10 protein-coding genes and 2 pseudogenes are annotated in these 15,523 nt (G+C 76.3%); 7 read left to right on the forward strand and 5 right to left on the reverse strand.

All coding sequences use genetic code 11. The annotated features are described in order from the left end of the window. Positions 1-122: 122 nt before the first annotated feature. Positions 123-1,766 carry a translation initiation factor 2 gene (locus tag P3T27_RS38410; protein WP_280685983.1) on the reverse strand — a complete coding sequence of 548 codons (1,644 nt, stop codon included), beginning with the start codon at positions 1,764-1,766 and terminating at the stop codon, positions 123-125. Between the two features lie 439 nt (positions 1,767-2,205). Further along, on the reverse strand, positions 2,206-3,138 hold the full coding sequence (locus P3T27_RS38415) for a LysR family transcriptional regulator substrate-binding protein (protein ID WP_280685984.1): 933 nt from the start codon (positions 3,136-3,138) through the stop codon (positions 2,206-2,208). A gap of 192 nt (positions 3,139-3,330) precedes the next feature. On the opposite strand from P3T27_RS38415, the gene P3T27_RS38420 reads away from it, so the two are divergent. The 3 genes from P3T27_RS38420 to P3T27_RS38430 are packed head-to-tail and all read left to right on the forward strand — an operon-like array spanning position 3,331 to position 6,287. Further along, the gene (locus P3T27_RS38420) at positions 3,331-4,272 is read left to right on the forward strand and encodes a DMT family transporter (protein ID WP_280685985.1); all 942 of its coding nucleotides are present in this window, start codon (positions 3,331-3,333) and stop codon (positions 4,270-4,272) included. Positions 4,273-4,281: 9 nt separating this feature from the next. Next, positions 4,282-5,646, forward strand: a complete 1,365-nt coding sequence (locus P3T27_RS38425) for a sensor histidine kinase (RefSeq protein WP_280685986.1) — start codon at positions 4,282-4,284, stop codon at positions 5,644-5,646. Continuing rightward, positions 5,631-6,287 carry a response regulator transcription factor gene (locus P3T27_RS38430; protein WP_280685987.1) on the forward strand — a complete coding sequence of 219 codons (657 nt, stop codon included), beginning with the start codon at positions 5,631-5,633 and terminating at the stop codon, positions 6,285-6,287. The genes P3T27_RS38425 and P3T27_RS38430 overlap by 16 nt, the downstream gene beginning before the upstream one ends. A 23-nt stretch (positions 6,288-6,310) precedes the next feature. Here P3T27_RS38430 and P3T27_RS38435 read toward each other — a convergent pair. The 3 genes and pseudogenes from P3T27_RS38435 to P3T27_RS38445 all read right to left on the reverse strand — a co-directional run. Further along, positions 6,311-7,333 (reverse strand): annotated as a pseudogene (locus P3T27_RS38435) (thiopeptide-type bacteriocin biosynthesis protein); the annotation flags it as partial. 9 nt (positions 7,334-7,342) lie between these two features. Further along, positions 7,343-8,487: pseudogene (locus tag P3T27_RS38440) on the reverse strand (glycosyltransferase family 4 protein). Beyond that, the gene (locus P3T27_RS38445) at positions 8,373-9,770 is read right to left on the reverse strand and encodes a glycosyltransferase 87 family protein (RefSeq protein WP_280685988.1); all 1,398 of its coding nucleotides are present in this window, start codon (positions 9,768-9,770) and stop codon (positions 8,373-8,375) included. Before P3T27_RS38445 ends, P3T27_RS38440 begins: the two are co-directional and overlap by 115 nt. Before the next feature lie 173 nt (positions 9,771-9,943). Here P3T27_RS38445 and P3T27_RS38450 point away from each other — a divergent pair, with 173 nt between their 5' ends. The 4 genes from P3T27_RS38450 to P3T27_RS38465 all read left to right on the forward strand — a co-directional run bounded on the left by P3T27_RS38450 (position 9,944) and on the right by P3T27_RS38465 (position 15,338). Continuing rightward, entirely contained in the window at positions 9,944-10,888 is a 945-nt protein-coding gene (locus P3T27_RS38450) for a GNAT family N-acetyltransferase (protein WP_280685989.1), read from the forward strand. Then, on the forward strand, positions 10,881-11,672 hold the full coding sequence (locus P3T27_RS38455; RefSeq protein ID WP_280685990.1) for an aminotransferase class IV: 792 nt from the start codon (positions 10,881-10,883) through the stop codon (positions 11,670-11,672). Before P3T27_RS38450 ends, P3T27_RS38455 begins: the two co-directional genes overlap by 8 nt. Positions 11,673-11,851: 179 nt before the next feature. Next, positions 11,852-12,709 carry an ABC transporter ATP-binding protein gene (locus P3T27_RS38460; protein ID WP_280685991.1) on the forward strand — a complete coding sequence of 286 codons (858 nt, stop codon included), beginning with the start codon at positions 11,852-11,854 and terminating at the stop codon, positions 12,707-12,709. 94 nt (positions 12,710-12,803) lie between these two features. Further along, entirely contained in the window at positions 12,804-15,338 is a 2,535-nt protein-coding gene (locus tag P3T27_RS38465; protein ID WP_280685992.1) for an ABC transporter permease, read from the forward strand. The last annotated feature ends 185 nt before the right edge of the window (positions 15,339-15,523 follow it).

Consider the following 15,523-nt stretch of genomic DNA (forward strand, 5'->3'; position numbering starts at 1 on the left):
CAGCCGGACGGGCGTAGACCATCCGGCCTACGCCCACCAGGAAGATCAACAGCTAGGCCAACCGGGTGCCGTACACCTAGATCGTGATAGTCCCGATGGCGCGGGTCTGGTGAGCGTGGGGCTCAGGCCGGGTGGTCCAGCTCCGCCGCCGTGGCGGGTTGCAGGCGGACGCGGTGGGCGGTGCCGCCGAGGAGGGCGGTGAGGGTGGCGGGGAGGGGGTGGTCCGGGCCGGGGTGGGTGGCGAGCCAGGTGTGGACGGCGGAGAGCGCGGCGGCGGGGTCGGTGAGGCGGGTGCGGGTGCCGGTGCGGGCGGGCTCGATGCGGGCGGTGAAGGGGACACCGGCGTCGCGGCGCAGGAGGCACAGGGTGGGGGAGAGGACCACCGCCGCCGTCCGGCAGTTCGGGTACTCGTCGAAGGCCTCGGCCGTCCAGTCGGCGGCCGTCCGGTACTCGTGGTGCCAGCCCGGCGAGGGGGCTGGGCGGTCGGCGCGGCGGTAGAGCAGTGCGGCGCTCTGGAGTTGGCGTGTTCCGGCGCGGCCGTGTTCGGCGGTGCGGTGGTGGAAGGGCAGGTCCGTCCAGGGCGGGAGCCGGTCCACGGTGATCCGCCCGTTCCCGACCCCGGCCCGGACGGCGAACGCGGCCGGGGCGTGCGGGGCCCGCTCGGGCGTCGGTACCGGCAGCGGCCGGGGCTGGACGGGGTGGGGCGGCGGGACGAGCCCGAGGAGCTTGTAGAGCTCCGGGCGCAGGGTGTCCAGGGACTCCCCGGTGAGGGCGAAGGCCTGGTCGGCGAAGCGGCGGGTGCGCGGGGGCCCGGCCGGTTCGGCGAGGGCGGTCGGGGCCGTGTCGACGTCCAGGCGGGGGACGGCGGCGAGCAGGTGCGCCATCGGGCTGCCGGGGACGAGTTCGCCCGCGCCGTCGCAACCGGCGACCACGGGCCGGTCGAGGGCGGCGGCGTAGAGCGCCACCGACCCGTGGTCGGTGACGACGACGTCGCAGGCGACCAGCAGCGCCGCCCACTCCTGGTACGGAGCGGCGAGTACCAGACCGGCGTCCAGGGCGGGCCGCAGGCGGCGGGCGAGGTCGAAGGCGCCGGTGCGGCTGTACTCGTTGGGGTGCACGATCAGGGCCAGCTGGTACCCGTCGTACGGCAGACGGGCGGCGAGTTCGGCGGGCAGGTCGGGCCGGCGGGCGAGCAGCGACTGCGGGCCCCAGGTCGAGGAGAGCACCACCAGCCGTCGCCCGCCCGTGCCGAGTGCGGAGCGGATGGCGTCGCGGCGGTCCAGCGACTCCAGGATCCGGTCGAGCGTCGGGTCGCCGGCGACGAAGGCGTGATGCCGGGCGGAGGGGAGCCGGGCGGCCAGCCGCTCGACCTGGGCGGGGTGGGCGAGGGCGTGCAGGGTGGCGGTCGGGTGGCCGCCGCGGAGCAGGAACGCGGGGTCGAGACCGGACGGCAGTCCCGGCGAACCCTCCTCGGGCAGTGCCTTGTTGAAGCCCGCGCCGTGCGGCAGCAGCACCTGGTGGCCGCGCAGGTCGCCGAGGTCGCCCTTGGGGCTCGCGGTGAGGATCAGGTCGTGCCGGGCGGCGACGGCCTCGTCCCACGGGATGCACCGGGCTCCGGCGGTGTCGACGGCCGCGAGCGCGTCGGTGCCGAACTCCGACCCGGGGACGAGGGTGAACCGGCAGCGGACCCGGTCGTCACCCTCGAAGACGGGCAGCAGGTCGAGGAGCCGGTGTAGCGCGGCGGCCGAGCGGACGGCGAACAGCACCTCGGCGCATCCGGAGGGGGCGCGGTGCCGGCGCGGTGACGTGCAGCGAGGCGTGGCGGAGCTGGCTGGCTGGCTGGCTGGCTGGCTGGCTGGCTGGCTGGCTGGCTGGCTGGCTGGCTGGCTGGCTGGCTGGCTGGCTGGCTGGCTGGCTGGCTGGGGCGATGGTGGTATACCACACCTCAGCACCCCCCGTCGAGGGTGCGCCGGCACCTCCTCGTCGTGGTCGGGGTGGTCCTGCGGCGGCATAGAGGCGATGGTAACGGCCTCGGCGCGCCGATGGCCCGGATCGCCCGGACCCGCCCCTGCCCCCGCTCCACCCGCTCCTCCTCACCGGACGCCCCGTCAGCCCGGCCCCGAATCTACGCGACCTCCGTCGGGCGCATCGCGCCAGGTCAGGGCCGTGGTGGTGAGCTCCGGGACGGAACGCCGAAAAGCGCCGTCAGCCGCCCGCCGCCGCCCCGACCCCGCGCACGGCCCCGGACCCGACCTCGGCCCCGACCCCCTGCGCCGCCCCCACCGCCGCCAGCAGCCCGCCGACCGCCGGCGACCACGGCCGGCTGGTCGGCCCGGTGAGCGTGAGCGTGCGGTGGACGGCGGGCCGGATCGGGACGAGGACGCAGTCGGCCGGGACCATGGTCAGCGCCAGCGCGGGCATCACCGAGACCCCGACGCCCGCGTGCACCATCCCGATGAGCGTGTTGAGGTCGCGGATGCGGTGCCGGGGCGTGAAGCGGGTGCCGGCCCGGCGGTAGGCCTCGCGGATGTGGCGTTCGCAGCCGCCCTCGGAGAGCAGGAAGTCGTCGTCCTCCAGCTCGGCGACGTGGATGGTCTCCTGCCCGGCGAGCGGGTGGTCGCGGCGCAGCAGCGCGTGCATGGAGTCGGCGCCGAGCGCGACCGCCCCGGGCGGGAGCGGGCCCGCGTCGACCAGGACTGCGGCGTCGACGGTGCCCGCCTCCAGCCAGGCGGTCAGTTCGGCGTCCTCGCCCTCGAAGACCCGGACGGTGACCTGCGGGTAGGCGTCCTTCCAGTCCCGGAGCAGCCCGGGCAGCAGTGCCTGGCACACGGTGGTCGGCGCGGCGAGCCGGACGGTGCCGGTGGGGCCGCCGGAGTGCCGGGTGGCGATGGTGCGTACGGCGGCGGCGGAGGCGACGGCGGTGCGGGCGTGCGGGAGGATCTGCTCGCCCAGCGGGGTGGGCCGGGCCGGGTTGCCGCGCAGCAGGACGGGCGCGCCGAGGACGCGCTCCAGCGCGGCGACGGCGTGCGAGACGGCGGACTGGCTGATGCCCAGGTCGTCGGCGGCCGCGCCGAACCCGCCGGCGTCGGCGACCGCGACCAGGGCCCTCAGCTGGGCCAGGTTGACCTCCGAGGCCATGAGACTTCCTCATCCTTCCGGCACTGCCACTTGTTGGACTCATGGTCCGCCGCCGGGCCAGACTCTGTCCAGACGACACAGACGACACAGACGACACAGACGACACAGACGGAACGGACCGGGCGCACGCCTGGAACAGCCCCGGAACGGTACGGAACGGGACGGGGCGGGACGAACGGGGAGGTGGTCGGGGTGCGGCGCTGGTTGCCGGGCTTCGTGGCGTTGTCGGCGATCTGGGGCGCGAGCTTCGCGCTGATCAAGGTGGCGGTGGAGGCGGGGGTGCCGCCGCTCTGGGTGGCGCTCTGGCGCTGCGTCCTCGGGGCGGTCACGCTGTGGACGATCCTCGTCCTGCGTGGCGAGCGCGCTCCCCGCGACCGCGCGCTCTGGGGGCACTCGGCGGTGCTGGCGGTGCTCCTCAACACCGTGCCGTTCACCCTGTTCTCGTTCGGTGAGACCCGGGTCAGCTCCGTCCTCGCCGGGGTGATGAACGCGACCACCCCGCTGTTCACCCTGCTGTTCGCCGTCCTCACCGTCCCCGCGGAGCGCCGCCCGGGCGCGCGCCGGCTCTCCGGACTCGCCCTCGGCTTCGTCGGCGTGCTCACCGTCCTCGGGGTCTGGCGCGGCATCGGCTCCGGCGAGGCCGCCGGCGGCCTCGCCTGTCTGGTTGCCGCCTGCTGCTACGGCGCGGGCTTCGCCTACCTGCGCCGCTTCCTCTCCGGCCGGCCGGAGTCGGTGGTCACCCTCTCCGCCGTCCAGATCGCCTGCGCCACGGTCGAGTTGGCCTTCATCGCGCCGTTCGCCGCGGGCGCCCCGCACTGGCCGGGCGCGGGCGCGGCCGGCGCCCTGCTGGTGCTGGGCGCGGTCGGCACCGGCCTCGCGTACCTGCTCAACCTCGGCCTGGTCCGCACGGCCGGCACCGCGGTGGCCTCCGCCGTCACCTATGTCATGCCGCTGTGGTCCACCGCCCTCGGTGCGGCCTTCCTCGCCGAACCGGTCGGCTGGAACGCCCTGGTGGGCGGAGTGCTGGTGATCGCCGCCGTCGTCCTGACCCGCCCCCGCCCCGGACCCCGCCCGGCGGTCGCTGCCGCCAGTACCGCCGCTGCCGTTCCGAGGCCTGGTCAGACGGTTCGTTAGAGTGACCGGGTGAACGAGGAGGAGCAGCCGCCGGTGGCCGTCTGGGCCGCGCTGCGCGCCCACCCGCTGCGCTTCCCGTTCACCCGGTGGGTGCCGCGCTGCTGGGCGTACCTGCTCGGCGGCGCGCTGCTCGGACCGCTGCTGCTGGTCGTCCTGGCGGCGCTGCTGGCGGTCGGCCTGGGGCTGTCCGTGGTCGGCGTCGGACTGCTGGTCCTCCTCGCCCTGGCCCTCGCGGGCGTCCCGGTGGCCGCCGTCGAACGGCGGCGGCTGCGGCTGGTCGAACCGGTGCCGGTCCCCGACCCGCACCGCCCGCTGCCCGGAGCCGGCCGCCGCGCCCGGCTGCGGACCCGCCTGCGCGAGCGCGCCACCTGGCGCGAACTCGCCCACACCGCGCTCACCGCGACCGTCCTCGCCGCCGCCGCGCTCGGCTTCACCGCCGTGCTGCTGTTCGCCGGCGCCCTGGTCGTCTCCCCGGCGATCGTCTGGGCGCTCGCCCCCGAGACCGTCATGATCATTCCCGGGCGGGTGGTGTCCGGGCCGCTCGCCGCACTGCCGTTCACCGCCGCCGGGCTGGCCGGACTGCTCCTCTGCGCCTACTCCGGTGCCCTGCTGACCACCGCCCACGTGGCACTCGCCCGGCTCCTGCTCGGGCCCCGCGACGAGGACCCCGGCCGGCAGGTCCTCGAACTCACCCGCTCCCGGGCCCGGCTGGCCGACGCCTTCGAGGCCGAACGCCGCCGCATCGAACGCGACCTGCACGACGGCGCCCAACAGCAGCTCGTCGCGCTCAGCATGACCCTCGGCCTCGCCGACCACGCGCTGCGCGGCCGCCTGCGCGAAGCCGACCCGGCCGATCCCTCCGTCGACCCGGCTGCCGATGCGGCTGCCGACCCGGCCGTGGCCCAGGCCGCGGCGCTGGTCGCCCGGGCCCGGGGCGAGGCCCGGCAGGCCCTGGAGCAACTGCGCGGCCTGGTCCGGGGCATCCACCCCCAGGTCCTCACCGACCACGGCCTCGCCGCCGCCGTCGCCGAGGTCGCGCTGCGCCACCCCATCCCGGTCGAGGCCGACCTCGACCTCCCGGGCCGGCTGCCCGCGCCGGTCGAGACGACCGCCTACTTCACCGTCACCGAGGCGCTCACCAACGCCGCCAAGCACAGCGGCGCCACCGCGATCACCGTCCGCGGGAGCGTCGCCGACGGCCGCCTGGTGCTCCAGGTGACCGACGACGGCCACGGCGGGGCCGACCCGGCCGCCGGGGCCGGACTGCGGGGACTCGCCGACCGGGTGGCACTCCTGAAAGGACGGCTGATGGTGACGAGCCCGACGGGCGGCCCGACCACACTGCGGCTGGAGGTCCCGTGCTCCGGGTCGTGATCGCCGAGGACGCCGTCCTGCTGCGTGCCGGACTCGTCGAGCTGCTCACCCTCGGCGGCCACCGGGTGACCGCCGCCGTCGGCGACGCCCGCGCCCTCGCCGCCGCCGTCGACGCGGAACGGCCCGACGCCGTCATCACGGACGTCCGGATGCCGCCCGACTTCTCCGACGAGGGCCTGCGCGCCGCCCTCGACCTGCGTGAACGCCACCCCGGCCTGCCCGTCCTGGTGCTCTCCCAGTACGTCGCCACCCCGTACGCCACCCGCCTGCTCGCCGCCGCCGGCGCCCAGCCCGCCGGCCTCGGCTACCTCCTGAAGGACCGGGTCGGCGAGGTCGCCGACTTCCTCGACGCCCTGCGCAGGGTCGCCGCCGGCGAGACCGTCATCGACCCCGACGTGGTCCGCGTCCTGATGCGCCGGCAGTCCGCCGACCGCCCGCTCACCCGCCTCACCCCCCGCGAACGCGAAGTCCTGACCCTCATGGCCGAAGGCCTCAACAACCAGGCCGTCGCCGCCCGGCTCACCATCACCGAGGCCTCGGTGGTCAAGCACTGCGGCAACATCTTCATGAAGCTCGACCTCGACCCCACCGAGGGCAACCGCCGCGTCCTCGCCGTCCTCGCCCACCTCCGCGGCGAGTAGGGCGCGTGCGCCGCCCGCCGGTCGTCCCGCCGGGCGTGGTCGGCGAACTGGGCGAACAGGTCGGCGGCGCGCCGGGCGTCGTCGTCCGGGTCGGTGCCCAGGTTGCGCCCGACGTCGTCCCGCAGCACCTGCCAGACCCCGCGGTGCTCCCAGCCGACGATGCCGAGGCCGTCGAGGAGTTCACCGAGGAGGTACAGGGAGAACCGCCACTCCGCGACCGTCTCCGGTCGGCCCGGCGCGGCGAGGGCGTCGTGGTGATCGAGCCAGGCCAGGGAGTCGACGGTGAACAGGTCGTGGACGTGTCGCATCGACCGCGGGCCGCCGAAGAGATAGGTCTCCGGCTCGTACCTTCCGCACCGCGGCGGCCGCGACCGTCCGTCCACCTCGCGGAAACGGCGCACGAGTTCCTCGCGCAGTTCCTCGGTGTCCGAACGGCCGGCCTCGAACCGTACCCGCAGTCCTGGCGGTTTGTGCATGAAGAAGAAGGAGCGGGCCGAGCCGTCGGCGATCAGGTCGCGGGCCGTGTCCGCGACGGCGCGGTAGGTCCGGTGCCAAGTGGCCGGTCCCGGCGTGAGGTTGATCTGGACCCAGCCGTCCTCCGGCCTGTCGTCGCGCAGCGCGGACAGCCCGGCGGTCAGGAAGGTGCGGCGCGCGGCCTCGTATTCGGGGCCCGCGGAATCGACCGGTACCGTTCCCCGCGGAAGGCCGCGAACGTCCTGGAGGCAGTCGGCCAGCAATCGTTCGACGTCCAGCATCGTGCCCACCTCCTCGTGATTTCCGCTGTACTCCTCGGGTTTCCGTGATCCGGTCGGATTGAAAACCGGAAGGCAAATATTCATATGATGAAAAAGGGTTGCGCCCCTTGCGCGTTCGGGATTTCGTGCGCTGGCGGCGCACCTGGCGGGCGCACGCGGTCGGCGGGGCGGCATCGCCGTTTCGCGGCCCTGCCCATCGCTTTCACTCCCCGGAGGAGAGGTCGTCCGCGGGCCGGTGGGGGATGGACCTCGGGTTCGAACTCCCCTCGGGTGAAGCCTGGTTGACAGCATCGGGGGGTGTCAGGAGGGCTCGGCGAGGGCGTCGGGAACGGGGCGGGCGGGAACGGGGCGGGCGGGAACCGGGTGGGCGGGAACTGGGTGGGCGGGGTCGAGGAGGTGGGCGAGACGGTGGGCGGAGGCGTCCCAGGTCCAGTGGGTGGTGGCCCAGTGGCGGCCGGCGGCGCCCATGCGGGCGCGGTCGGCCGCCGGGGCGAGGAGGAGGCGGGTGAGGGCGGCGGCCACGCCGGCGGGGTCGCGGCCGTTGACGACGGTGCCGGTGACGCCGTCGAGGACGGTGTCGGGGCGCCACCGGAGCGGCCGGCGACGACCGGGAGTCCGGCGGCGGCCGCTTCGAGGTAGACGATGCCGAGGCCTTCGGCTTCGAGGCCGGCGCGGCGGGTGCGACAGGGCATGGCGAAGACGTCGGCAGCGGCGTAATGGGCCGCGGTGGCCGCGTGGTCGAGGCCGCCGGTGAATTCGACGGTGCCCGGTTCGGTGCACCGGTGGGCGAGGGCGCGCAGGCGGTCCTCGTCCGGGCCCTGGCCGACGAGCACGAGGGTGGCGCCGGGGACGGCCCGGCGGATCGCGGGCAGGACGCGGATCAGCACGTCCTGCCCCTTGCGCGGGACGAGACGGGCCACGCAGAGGATCACCGGCCCGGACCGGGCCCGGCGCGCGCCGTCCTCGGCGGGCCGGAAGCGGTCCGGGTCCACGCCCGGCACCAGGCGCGCCAGCCGGGCGTCCGGGCCGAGGGCGGGGGTGATCCGGGCACGGGTGTACTCGCCGAGGTAGGTGACGACGTCGACGCTGCGGCCGATCCGGCGCAGCAGACGGCGGGCGCCGGGGGTGCGGGCCCACCAGATCTCGTGGCCGTGGGTGGTGGCGACGGTGCGGCGGATGCCGTCGGCCTGGCGGAGCAGGCCGGGGGTCATCGCGGCGAGCGGGGCGGCGGCGCCGAACCAGACCCGGTCGCAGCCGTGGGCACGGGCGATCTCGGCGGCGCGGCGGGTGGCCCGGGTGGTGGGCAGCAGGGTGCGGGCCTGGTCGCGGATCACCGGGAAGGGGAGAGCGGCGTCGTGGCGGTCCGCGCCCGGTTCGGCGGAGGTGTAGACCACGACGTCGGAGCCGGGCAGGCGGGTGGCCAGGGCGTGGACGAAGGTTTCGATGCCGCCCTGGCGGGGCGGGAAGTCGTTGGTGACGATGAGTGTGGTGCCCATGGGCGGCTGAGACCTCGGTTCGGGTTCGGGTTCGGGTTCGGCGTCGGCGTCGGGTTCGGCGTCGGAGGGAGGAGCAGCGGGAGCCGGGGGAGCAGAACGAGGACGAGCGGCAGCGCGAGGTAGCCGAACCGCCCGGCGGGGGCGAGCAGGAAGGCCAGGGCGAGCCCGAGGGCGAGCCGGTCGGCGGCGGCCGCCGCGTGCCGGGGCGGGTGGGTGAGCAGGGAGGCCGCGAGGGCGAGGGCGGCGAGCAGCAGCAGGCCGACGGCGGCGTACCAGCCGGGCGGGCCGAGGTCGGCGAGCAGCCGTCCGGGCAGGGGGCTGGCGGCGGGAGTGGGCAGGTCGCCGCGCCCGGTGGGGAAGGCGAAGACCTGCTGGAGCATCGGCCGGGGCGAGCGCACCGCGCCGGGCAGGATCAGCAGGGCCGTGCCGCCGACCGCGACGGCGGCGGCACGCAGGGCGGGGCGCCGTCCGGCGGTGGCGGCCAGCAGGGCGGTGACCACGGCGACGGCCGGCCAGGCCGTCCACTTGAGGGAACAGGCGGCGGCGAGGGCCAGCCCGGCGGTGACGGGCCGTTGCCGGGCGGCGAGGGTGAGGGCGAGCCAGCAGAGGCCGGTCATCGGCAGGTCGACGCCGCTGACACAGAGCGGCAGCGCGACCACCGGTGAGGCGGCCAGCGCGGCCAGGGCGGTCCGGCGCCCGGCGGGTGCGGAGCGCAGCAGGCAGGCCAGGAACACGGCCGCGCACCAGAGCCGCGCGTCGCCCACCAGCCGGGCCGGGGCCGCGGGAAGGCCGCCGGACCAGGCCGCCGGCAGGCCGTCCAGCAGGGCCCGGGGCAGTCCGAGGAGCGCCATCCCCGGCAGGTACGGCGTGTATTCGGCGACCGTCCGCGGTTCGGCGAGGTACGGCGTGCCGGTGTGCAGCAGCAGTGCCCCGGAGCGTTCGATCACCCCGACCTCGCTCTGTCCCCGGCCGGTCAGGACCAGTGCGACCAGGGGCACGGCGACCGCCCCGGCGAGGGCGAGGGCGACGGACAGCCGCCGGCCCCGGCGCGGCGGCAGGAGGGCGGCGAGCGCCGCCAGCAGGTAGCCGACGGCGGCGCAGCCGCCCCAGGCGCGGTGCGGGCCGAGGTCGGAGAGGAGCGGGAACGCCCCGGCCCAGCCGGCTGCGAGGAGCCATCCGCCGCACCACGCCCGTGCCTGCCGTCTGCCGTGAAGGTCTTGCCGATTCGTCACCCCTTCATTGCATCGCCGCAGGTCAGTGTGGTCATCACGGTCAGGTCGAGTCCTCTGGTCGGGTTTCCCCTACCTCCGGTCCGAGCCACGGCGCGGCGGGATTCGCATCCGATCTGACGTTCGGTGTTCGATGGATTACGGAAAGTGCCCGCAGCCCCGCTATCGTGGCGCGCGTGGTGAGGTCGTGGGATGCGGCGGTGGAGCGGGCGCAGGACCGGCTGGCGGCGGGGCCGCGGCTGAGGGCGGTCGCCGTGGGGGACGAACAGCGGTTCGCGCTCTGGGACTTGGCGTCCCTGGTGGAGGGTGGGCTGGGGGAGCGGGTGGCCCCGGACGGGCTGGCGCCGGAGGCCGAGCGGCGGTGGCGCGAACAGCTGGGCGAGAGCGGCCGGGAGTGGCCCGGCGGCGAGTTGTACCGGCGCCGCTACTGGGTGCTGGACGAGGGCGGTGCCGTGGCCGGCACGGTGGCTGTGGACAACTGGACCAGGGGGCCGGGCCAACTCGCCGTCTCCTCTCTCTACGTGATCCCCGAGGCGCGCGGCCGCGGCCTGGCCGCCGGGGCGCTGGAGGAGGTGTACGCGGCGGCCGTCGCGGAGGGCCTGCCCGGCTTCCGGCTGGAGACGCACTGGACCTGGCCGCACTCCGTCCGCTACTACCTGCGCCGCGGCCTCTGGGTGGTCGGCTGGAAGCGCTCGCTGGCCCTGGCCCGGATGCCTCAACTCCCGCGCTACCAGGTGCGCGAGGAGGACGGCTGGCTGCACCTGCTGGTCGCGGACCGGGCGCGGGGCTGGGTGCCGATGCTCGCGGCCGGCCGCGAGGGCCGCTGGCTGCGGTTGGGCGAGACGCCCGACTATCGGGCCGCCGACGGCTGGGTGCGCGAGTACGCGCGGTCGACGCTGGCACTGCACCTGGCGCTCGAGGGCCGGCCGCTGGTGCGCGGCCCGCAGTGGTGGGCGGAGGCGTGGCGGTGGTCGGACGCCGGGGAACCGGAGGGGCTGGCGTACAAGATCGAGCAGTTCGAGCAGTCGGCCCGGGCGGCGGGCCGCCCGGTGGTCGGCCCGCAGTACCCGCCGACGGCCCCGGTGGCGGTACCGGGACTGGCAGACTCGGGGGATGGCTGAGATCGAGATCGACGGCGCGCCGGCCGACCCGGCGCGGCTGGCCGCACTGGGGCTGCTGAACTACGGGCACTTCACGACCCTGCGCGCCGAGGCGGGCCGGGTCCGGGGCCTGGAACTGCACCTGGACCGGCTGGTCCGGGACGGCCGGACGCTGTTCGCCGCCGAGTTGGACCGGGTGGCGGCGCGGGAGCGGATCCGCGCGGTGCTGCCCGCCGACGGTGCGCCGGTGATCGTCCGGGTGACCGGGTACGACCCGGAGCTCGGCCTGGAGCGCCCCGGCGGCCCGGCCAGGCCCGGCCTGCTGGTCACCACCCGCCCGGCCCCGACGACCGCGCCCGGCCCACTGCGGGTGCGGACGGCGGCGTACCGTCGGGAGCTGCCGGAGGTGAAGCACGTCGGCCTGTTCGGCCTGGTCCATCAGCGCAGGATGGCCCAACTCGACGGCTACGACGACGTGTTGCTGGTCGACCCGGACAGTGGCCGGGTGACCGAGGGCGCCACCTGGAACGTCGGCTTCCTCGACGGCCGCCGACTGGTCTGGCCGGACGGCCCGAGCCTGCCCGGCGTCACCGCCGCGCTGCTGGCCGGAGCGTACGACGGGCCGCAGTCGCGCGAGCCGGTGGAGGCGTCCGGGCTGGACCGCTTCGCGGCCGCGTTCGCGGTGAACGCGGGCGTCGGTGTCCGCCCACTGGCGGCGGTCGACGGCACCGCCTTCGACCCGGCCCACCCCGTGCTCGCCGAGCTGCGCGCCGCCTACCAGGGGATCACCGCCGACGTGGTGTGAGCCGGGGTCCTTGCCCTGTTACGGGCTCGCGACGCCCGCGCGCGCTGCTGCCCCCCGGAGGGCGGTGGGGATATCCCCACCCCCGGTCCGCCAGCGGCCTCCATGGTTCGCGAGCCCGGTCCTTCCTAGCGTGGAACACGTCGACGACCAGCGACGATCCCCGAAGGAAGGCCCACCCCATGGCACGCCGCCACGACCGCCCATCGACCGAGCCGTACGCGACCGAGCCGTACGAGGCCGGCCCGTACGCCAGCGGGGCGTACGCCGGCGGCCCGTACGCCGGGCAGAGCGTCCGGCCCGCGATCGAGCTGCGCGGGGTGCGCCGTACCTACGGCCGCGGCGGCGAGACCGTGCACGCGCTGCGCGGGATCGACCTCGCGCTCGGGCACGGCAGCTTCACCGCCGTGATGGGCCCGTCCGGCTCCGGCAAGTCCACCTTCCTGCAGTGCGCGGCGGGCCTGGACAAGCCCGACCAGGGGGAGATCCGCCTCGGCGACGAGGACATCACCCGGCTGAGCGAGAACCGGCTCACCAAGCTGCGCCGCAGCCGGATCGGCTTCATCTTCCAGTCCTTCAACCTGCTTCCGTCGCTGACGGTGGAGCAGAACGTGCTGCTCCCGCAGCGGCTCGCCGGCGAGCGCCAGGACCGCGCCCGCGCCCGCGAGCTGCTGGCCCAGGTCGGGCTGGGCGAGCACGCCAAGCGGCGGCCCGGCCAGCTCTCCGGCGGCCAGCAGCAGCGGGTGGCGATCGCCCGCGCGCTGATCACCAGCCCGGACGTGGTGTTCGCCGACGAGCCGACCGGCGCGCTGGACACCACCACCGCGCACGAGGTGCTGGGCCTGCTGCGGCGCGCCGTGGACGACCTGGGCGCGACGGTGGTCATGGTGACCCACGACCCGGTGGCGGCCTCGTTCGCCGACCGGGTGCTGTTCCTGGCCGGCGGCGCGATCGTCGACGAACTCCACCACCCGGAGCCGCAGGCCGTCGCCGACCGGATGGTCCGGCTCACCGCCCGCCCGGTGAGGGTCGCGGCATGAACCAGCGGAACGACCTCGCCACCGAGCGGAACGACACCGCCATCGGGCGGAACGAGCAGGACGACCTCGCGGCCGAGCGGAACGGGGCGGGCGCATGAGCAACGGACTGGCACGCGCCTCGGTGCGCTTCCGGCCCGCGTCCTTCGCGGGTACCCTGATCGCCCTGCTGCTGGGCGCCGCCGTGGTGGTGGCCTGCGGGGCCCTCCTGCAGACCGGCCTGACCGCGGGCGTCGCACCGCAGCGGTACGCCGGCGCCCCGGTGGTGGTCGCGGCCGACCAGGCGGTGAAGACCTCCGTCAAGGTCGGCAGGGACACCGAGACCAGGGAGCTGACCACCCCCGAGCGGGCCCGGACGGACGCCGCCCTGGTGAGCCGGATCGCCGCACTGTCCGGCGTCGCCGCCGCCCGCCCGGACAGCGCCTTCCCGCTGCCGGCCGGGGCCGGCACCCCCGCCCTGACCGGCCGGGGCTACGCCGCGCTCGGCATCGCCGGCCCGGCCGACAAGCTGGTCGAGGGCCGCGCGCCCGGCGCGAACGAGGTGGTGCTGGACGCCGACACGGCGCGCGCTGCCCACCTCGCGCCCGGCGCGAGCCTGACCCTCGCCGCCCCCGGCGGCACCGGTGCCTACCGTGTCTCCGGCCTGGCCGCCGCCCAATCGGCCGGCCCCACCGCCTGGTTCGCCGACGCCACCGCCGACCGCCTGTCCGGCCACCCCGGCCGGATCGACGCGATCGCCGTGCAGCCGCGCGAGGGCGTGGACCGCGCCGCGCTCGCCGCCCAGGTCCGCCAGGCCGTCGGCGCCGACGCCAAGGTCTTCACCGGCGACGGCCGCGGCACCGTCGAGCAGCCCGCCATCGGCGAGGGCCGCACCCTGCTGATGGGGCTCGGCGGCACCTTCGGCGGCTACGCCACCATGACCGCGATCTTCGTCGTGATGAGCACCGTCGCCCTGGCCACCGGCCAGCGCGCCCGTGAGTTCGCCCTGCTGCGCGCCATCGGCGCCACCCCGCGGCAGATCCGCCGCACCATCGCCACCGAGGCGGTGCTGGTCGCGCCGGTCGCCGGCGCGCTCGGCATCCTGCCCGGGCTGGCCCTCGCCCACTGGTGGTTCGACGAGCTGGCCGCGCGCGGCGCGGTGCCGCCGGGCGTGCAGCTGGACGTCGGCCCGCTGCCGATGCTCGCCGCCGTCCTCACCTGCACCCTCGCCGCGCTGACCGCCGGCTTCCTGGCCGCCCGCCGCCCCGCCCGGCTGCGCCCTGGCCAGGCGCTCGGCGCGGCCGCCGTCGAACCGGCCCGCCCCGGCAAGGTGCGCACCGTCATCGGGCTGGTCTTCGCCGCCGGCGGCGTGGCCGCCGCCGTCTTCGCGGCCGCCCTGGACGGGATGAACGCCGCCAACACCGCGCTCGGCGTGGTCATGTGCTTCATGACGGCCGTCGCCCTGCTCGGCCCCTGGGTGGCCCGGATCGCCGCCGCGGTGGTCGGTGCCCCGCTGCGGGCCGGCGGCGCGCCCGGCTCGCTGGCCGCCGACAACACCCGGGCCAACGCCCGCCGGCTGGCCTCCGCGATCACCCCGATCGTGCTCGTCACCGCCTTCTGCGGCACCCTGCTGTTCCTCCAGAGCACCATCAGCCACGCCACCGGCGAGAACGTGCGCAACGGCATCACCGCCGACCACGTGGTCGGCTCCACCGGCCCCGGCCTGCCCGCGGGCACCGCCGAGCGCGCCGCCAAGGTGCCCGGCGTGGACGCCGCGGTCGGCGTGCTGCGCACCGCCGCGGTGTACGAGCACAGCCAGCAGCTCGCCTCCGCCACCGCGCTCGGCGTCGACGGCGACCCGGCCCGGCTGTCCCGGGTGCTCGACCTGGGCGTGCGCGGCGGAGCGCTCGCCGACCTCGGCCGCGGCGACGACACCGTCGCCCTGGACGTCACGCTGGCCGACGCGCTGGACGCCAAGGTCGGCGACCGGGTGTCGCTGCGGCTCGGCGACGGCACCCCCGTGCGGCCCGCCGTGGTCGCCGTCTACGACCGCGGGCTCGGCTTCGGCCAGGTGCTGCTGCCGCGGGCGGCCGTCGTCGGGCACGTCACCGCCGGGTACGACAGCCAGGTGCTGGTCGCCGACGCGCCGGGCGCCGACCGCGCGGCGGTGGCGGCCGCCCTGGCCGGGCTCGCGGGCCCCGGCGGGACGACCGTGACCGACCGGGCCGGGTTCGTCGCCCAGTCCGACAAGATGATGGAGCTCAACGCCTGGGCCAACAAGGTGATGGCCGGCGTCCTCGGCGGCTTCGCGGCCGTCACCGCCGCCAACACCCTGGTGATGACCGTCCTCGACCGGCGCCGCGAGGTCGCGCTGCTCCGGCTGGCCGGCACCACTCGGCGCCAGGTGCGCGGCATGATGCGCTGGGAGGCGCTGCTGGTCGCCGCGACCGGGCTGGTGGTCGGCGGGGCGATCGCCTGGATCGCCCTCGTCCCGATCGCCCGGGGCGTCGCCAACTCCTCCCCGTACGTCCCGCCGGTGCTCGCCCTGCCGCTGGCCGCCGGAGCCGTCCTGCTCTGCCTCGGCGCCACCGGGCTGCCCGCCCGGGCCCTGCTGCGCACCCGCCCGGTGGAGCTGGGCGCCGCCCGGCAGTAGCCGCGGTCCTGGTGCCTTCGGGGCCCCGGCCGGTAGCACCGGACGGGGCCCCTTTCCGTCTGCTCGGAGCCCCCCTTCCGTTCTGCTGCGGGTGCCTTCGGGCGGGTGCGTCACCCGCTTGAGGGCCGCCGGCCGGCGGCCCTCGAGGACCGCTGGACGGCCGGACGAGGGGCTCGCTCGGACGG

Origin of the sequence: Kitasatospora sp. MAA19 (genome assembly GCF_029894125.1) — a bacterium.
Classification (GTDB): Bacteria; Actinomycetota; Actinomycetes; order Streptomycetales; family Streptomycetaceae; genus Kitasatospora.

Coding starts and splice junctions, on each gene's coding strand:
- P3T27_RS38460 (WP_280685991.1), top strand. CDS start 11,852: ATGGCACGCCGCCACGACCGCCCATCGACCGAGCCGTACGCGACCGAG.
- P3T27_RS38465 (WP_280685992.1), top strand. CDS start 12,804: ATGAGCAACGGACTGGCACGCGCCTCGGTGCGCTTCCGGCCCGCGTCC.
- P3T27_RS38455 (WP_280685990.1), top strand. CDS start 10,881: ATGGCTGAGATCGAGATCGACGGCGCGCCGGCCGACCCGGCGCGGCTG.
- P3T27_RS38415 (WP_280685984.1), bottom strand. CDS start 3,138: ATGGCCTCGGAGGTCAACCTGGCCCAGCTGAGGGCCCTGGTCGCGGTC.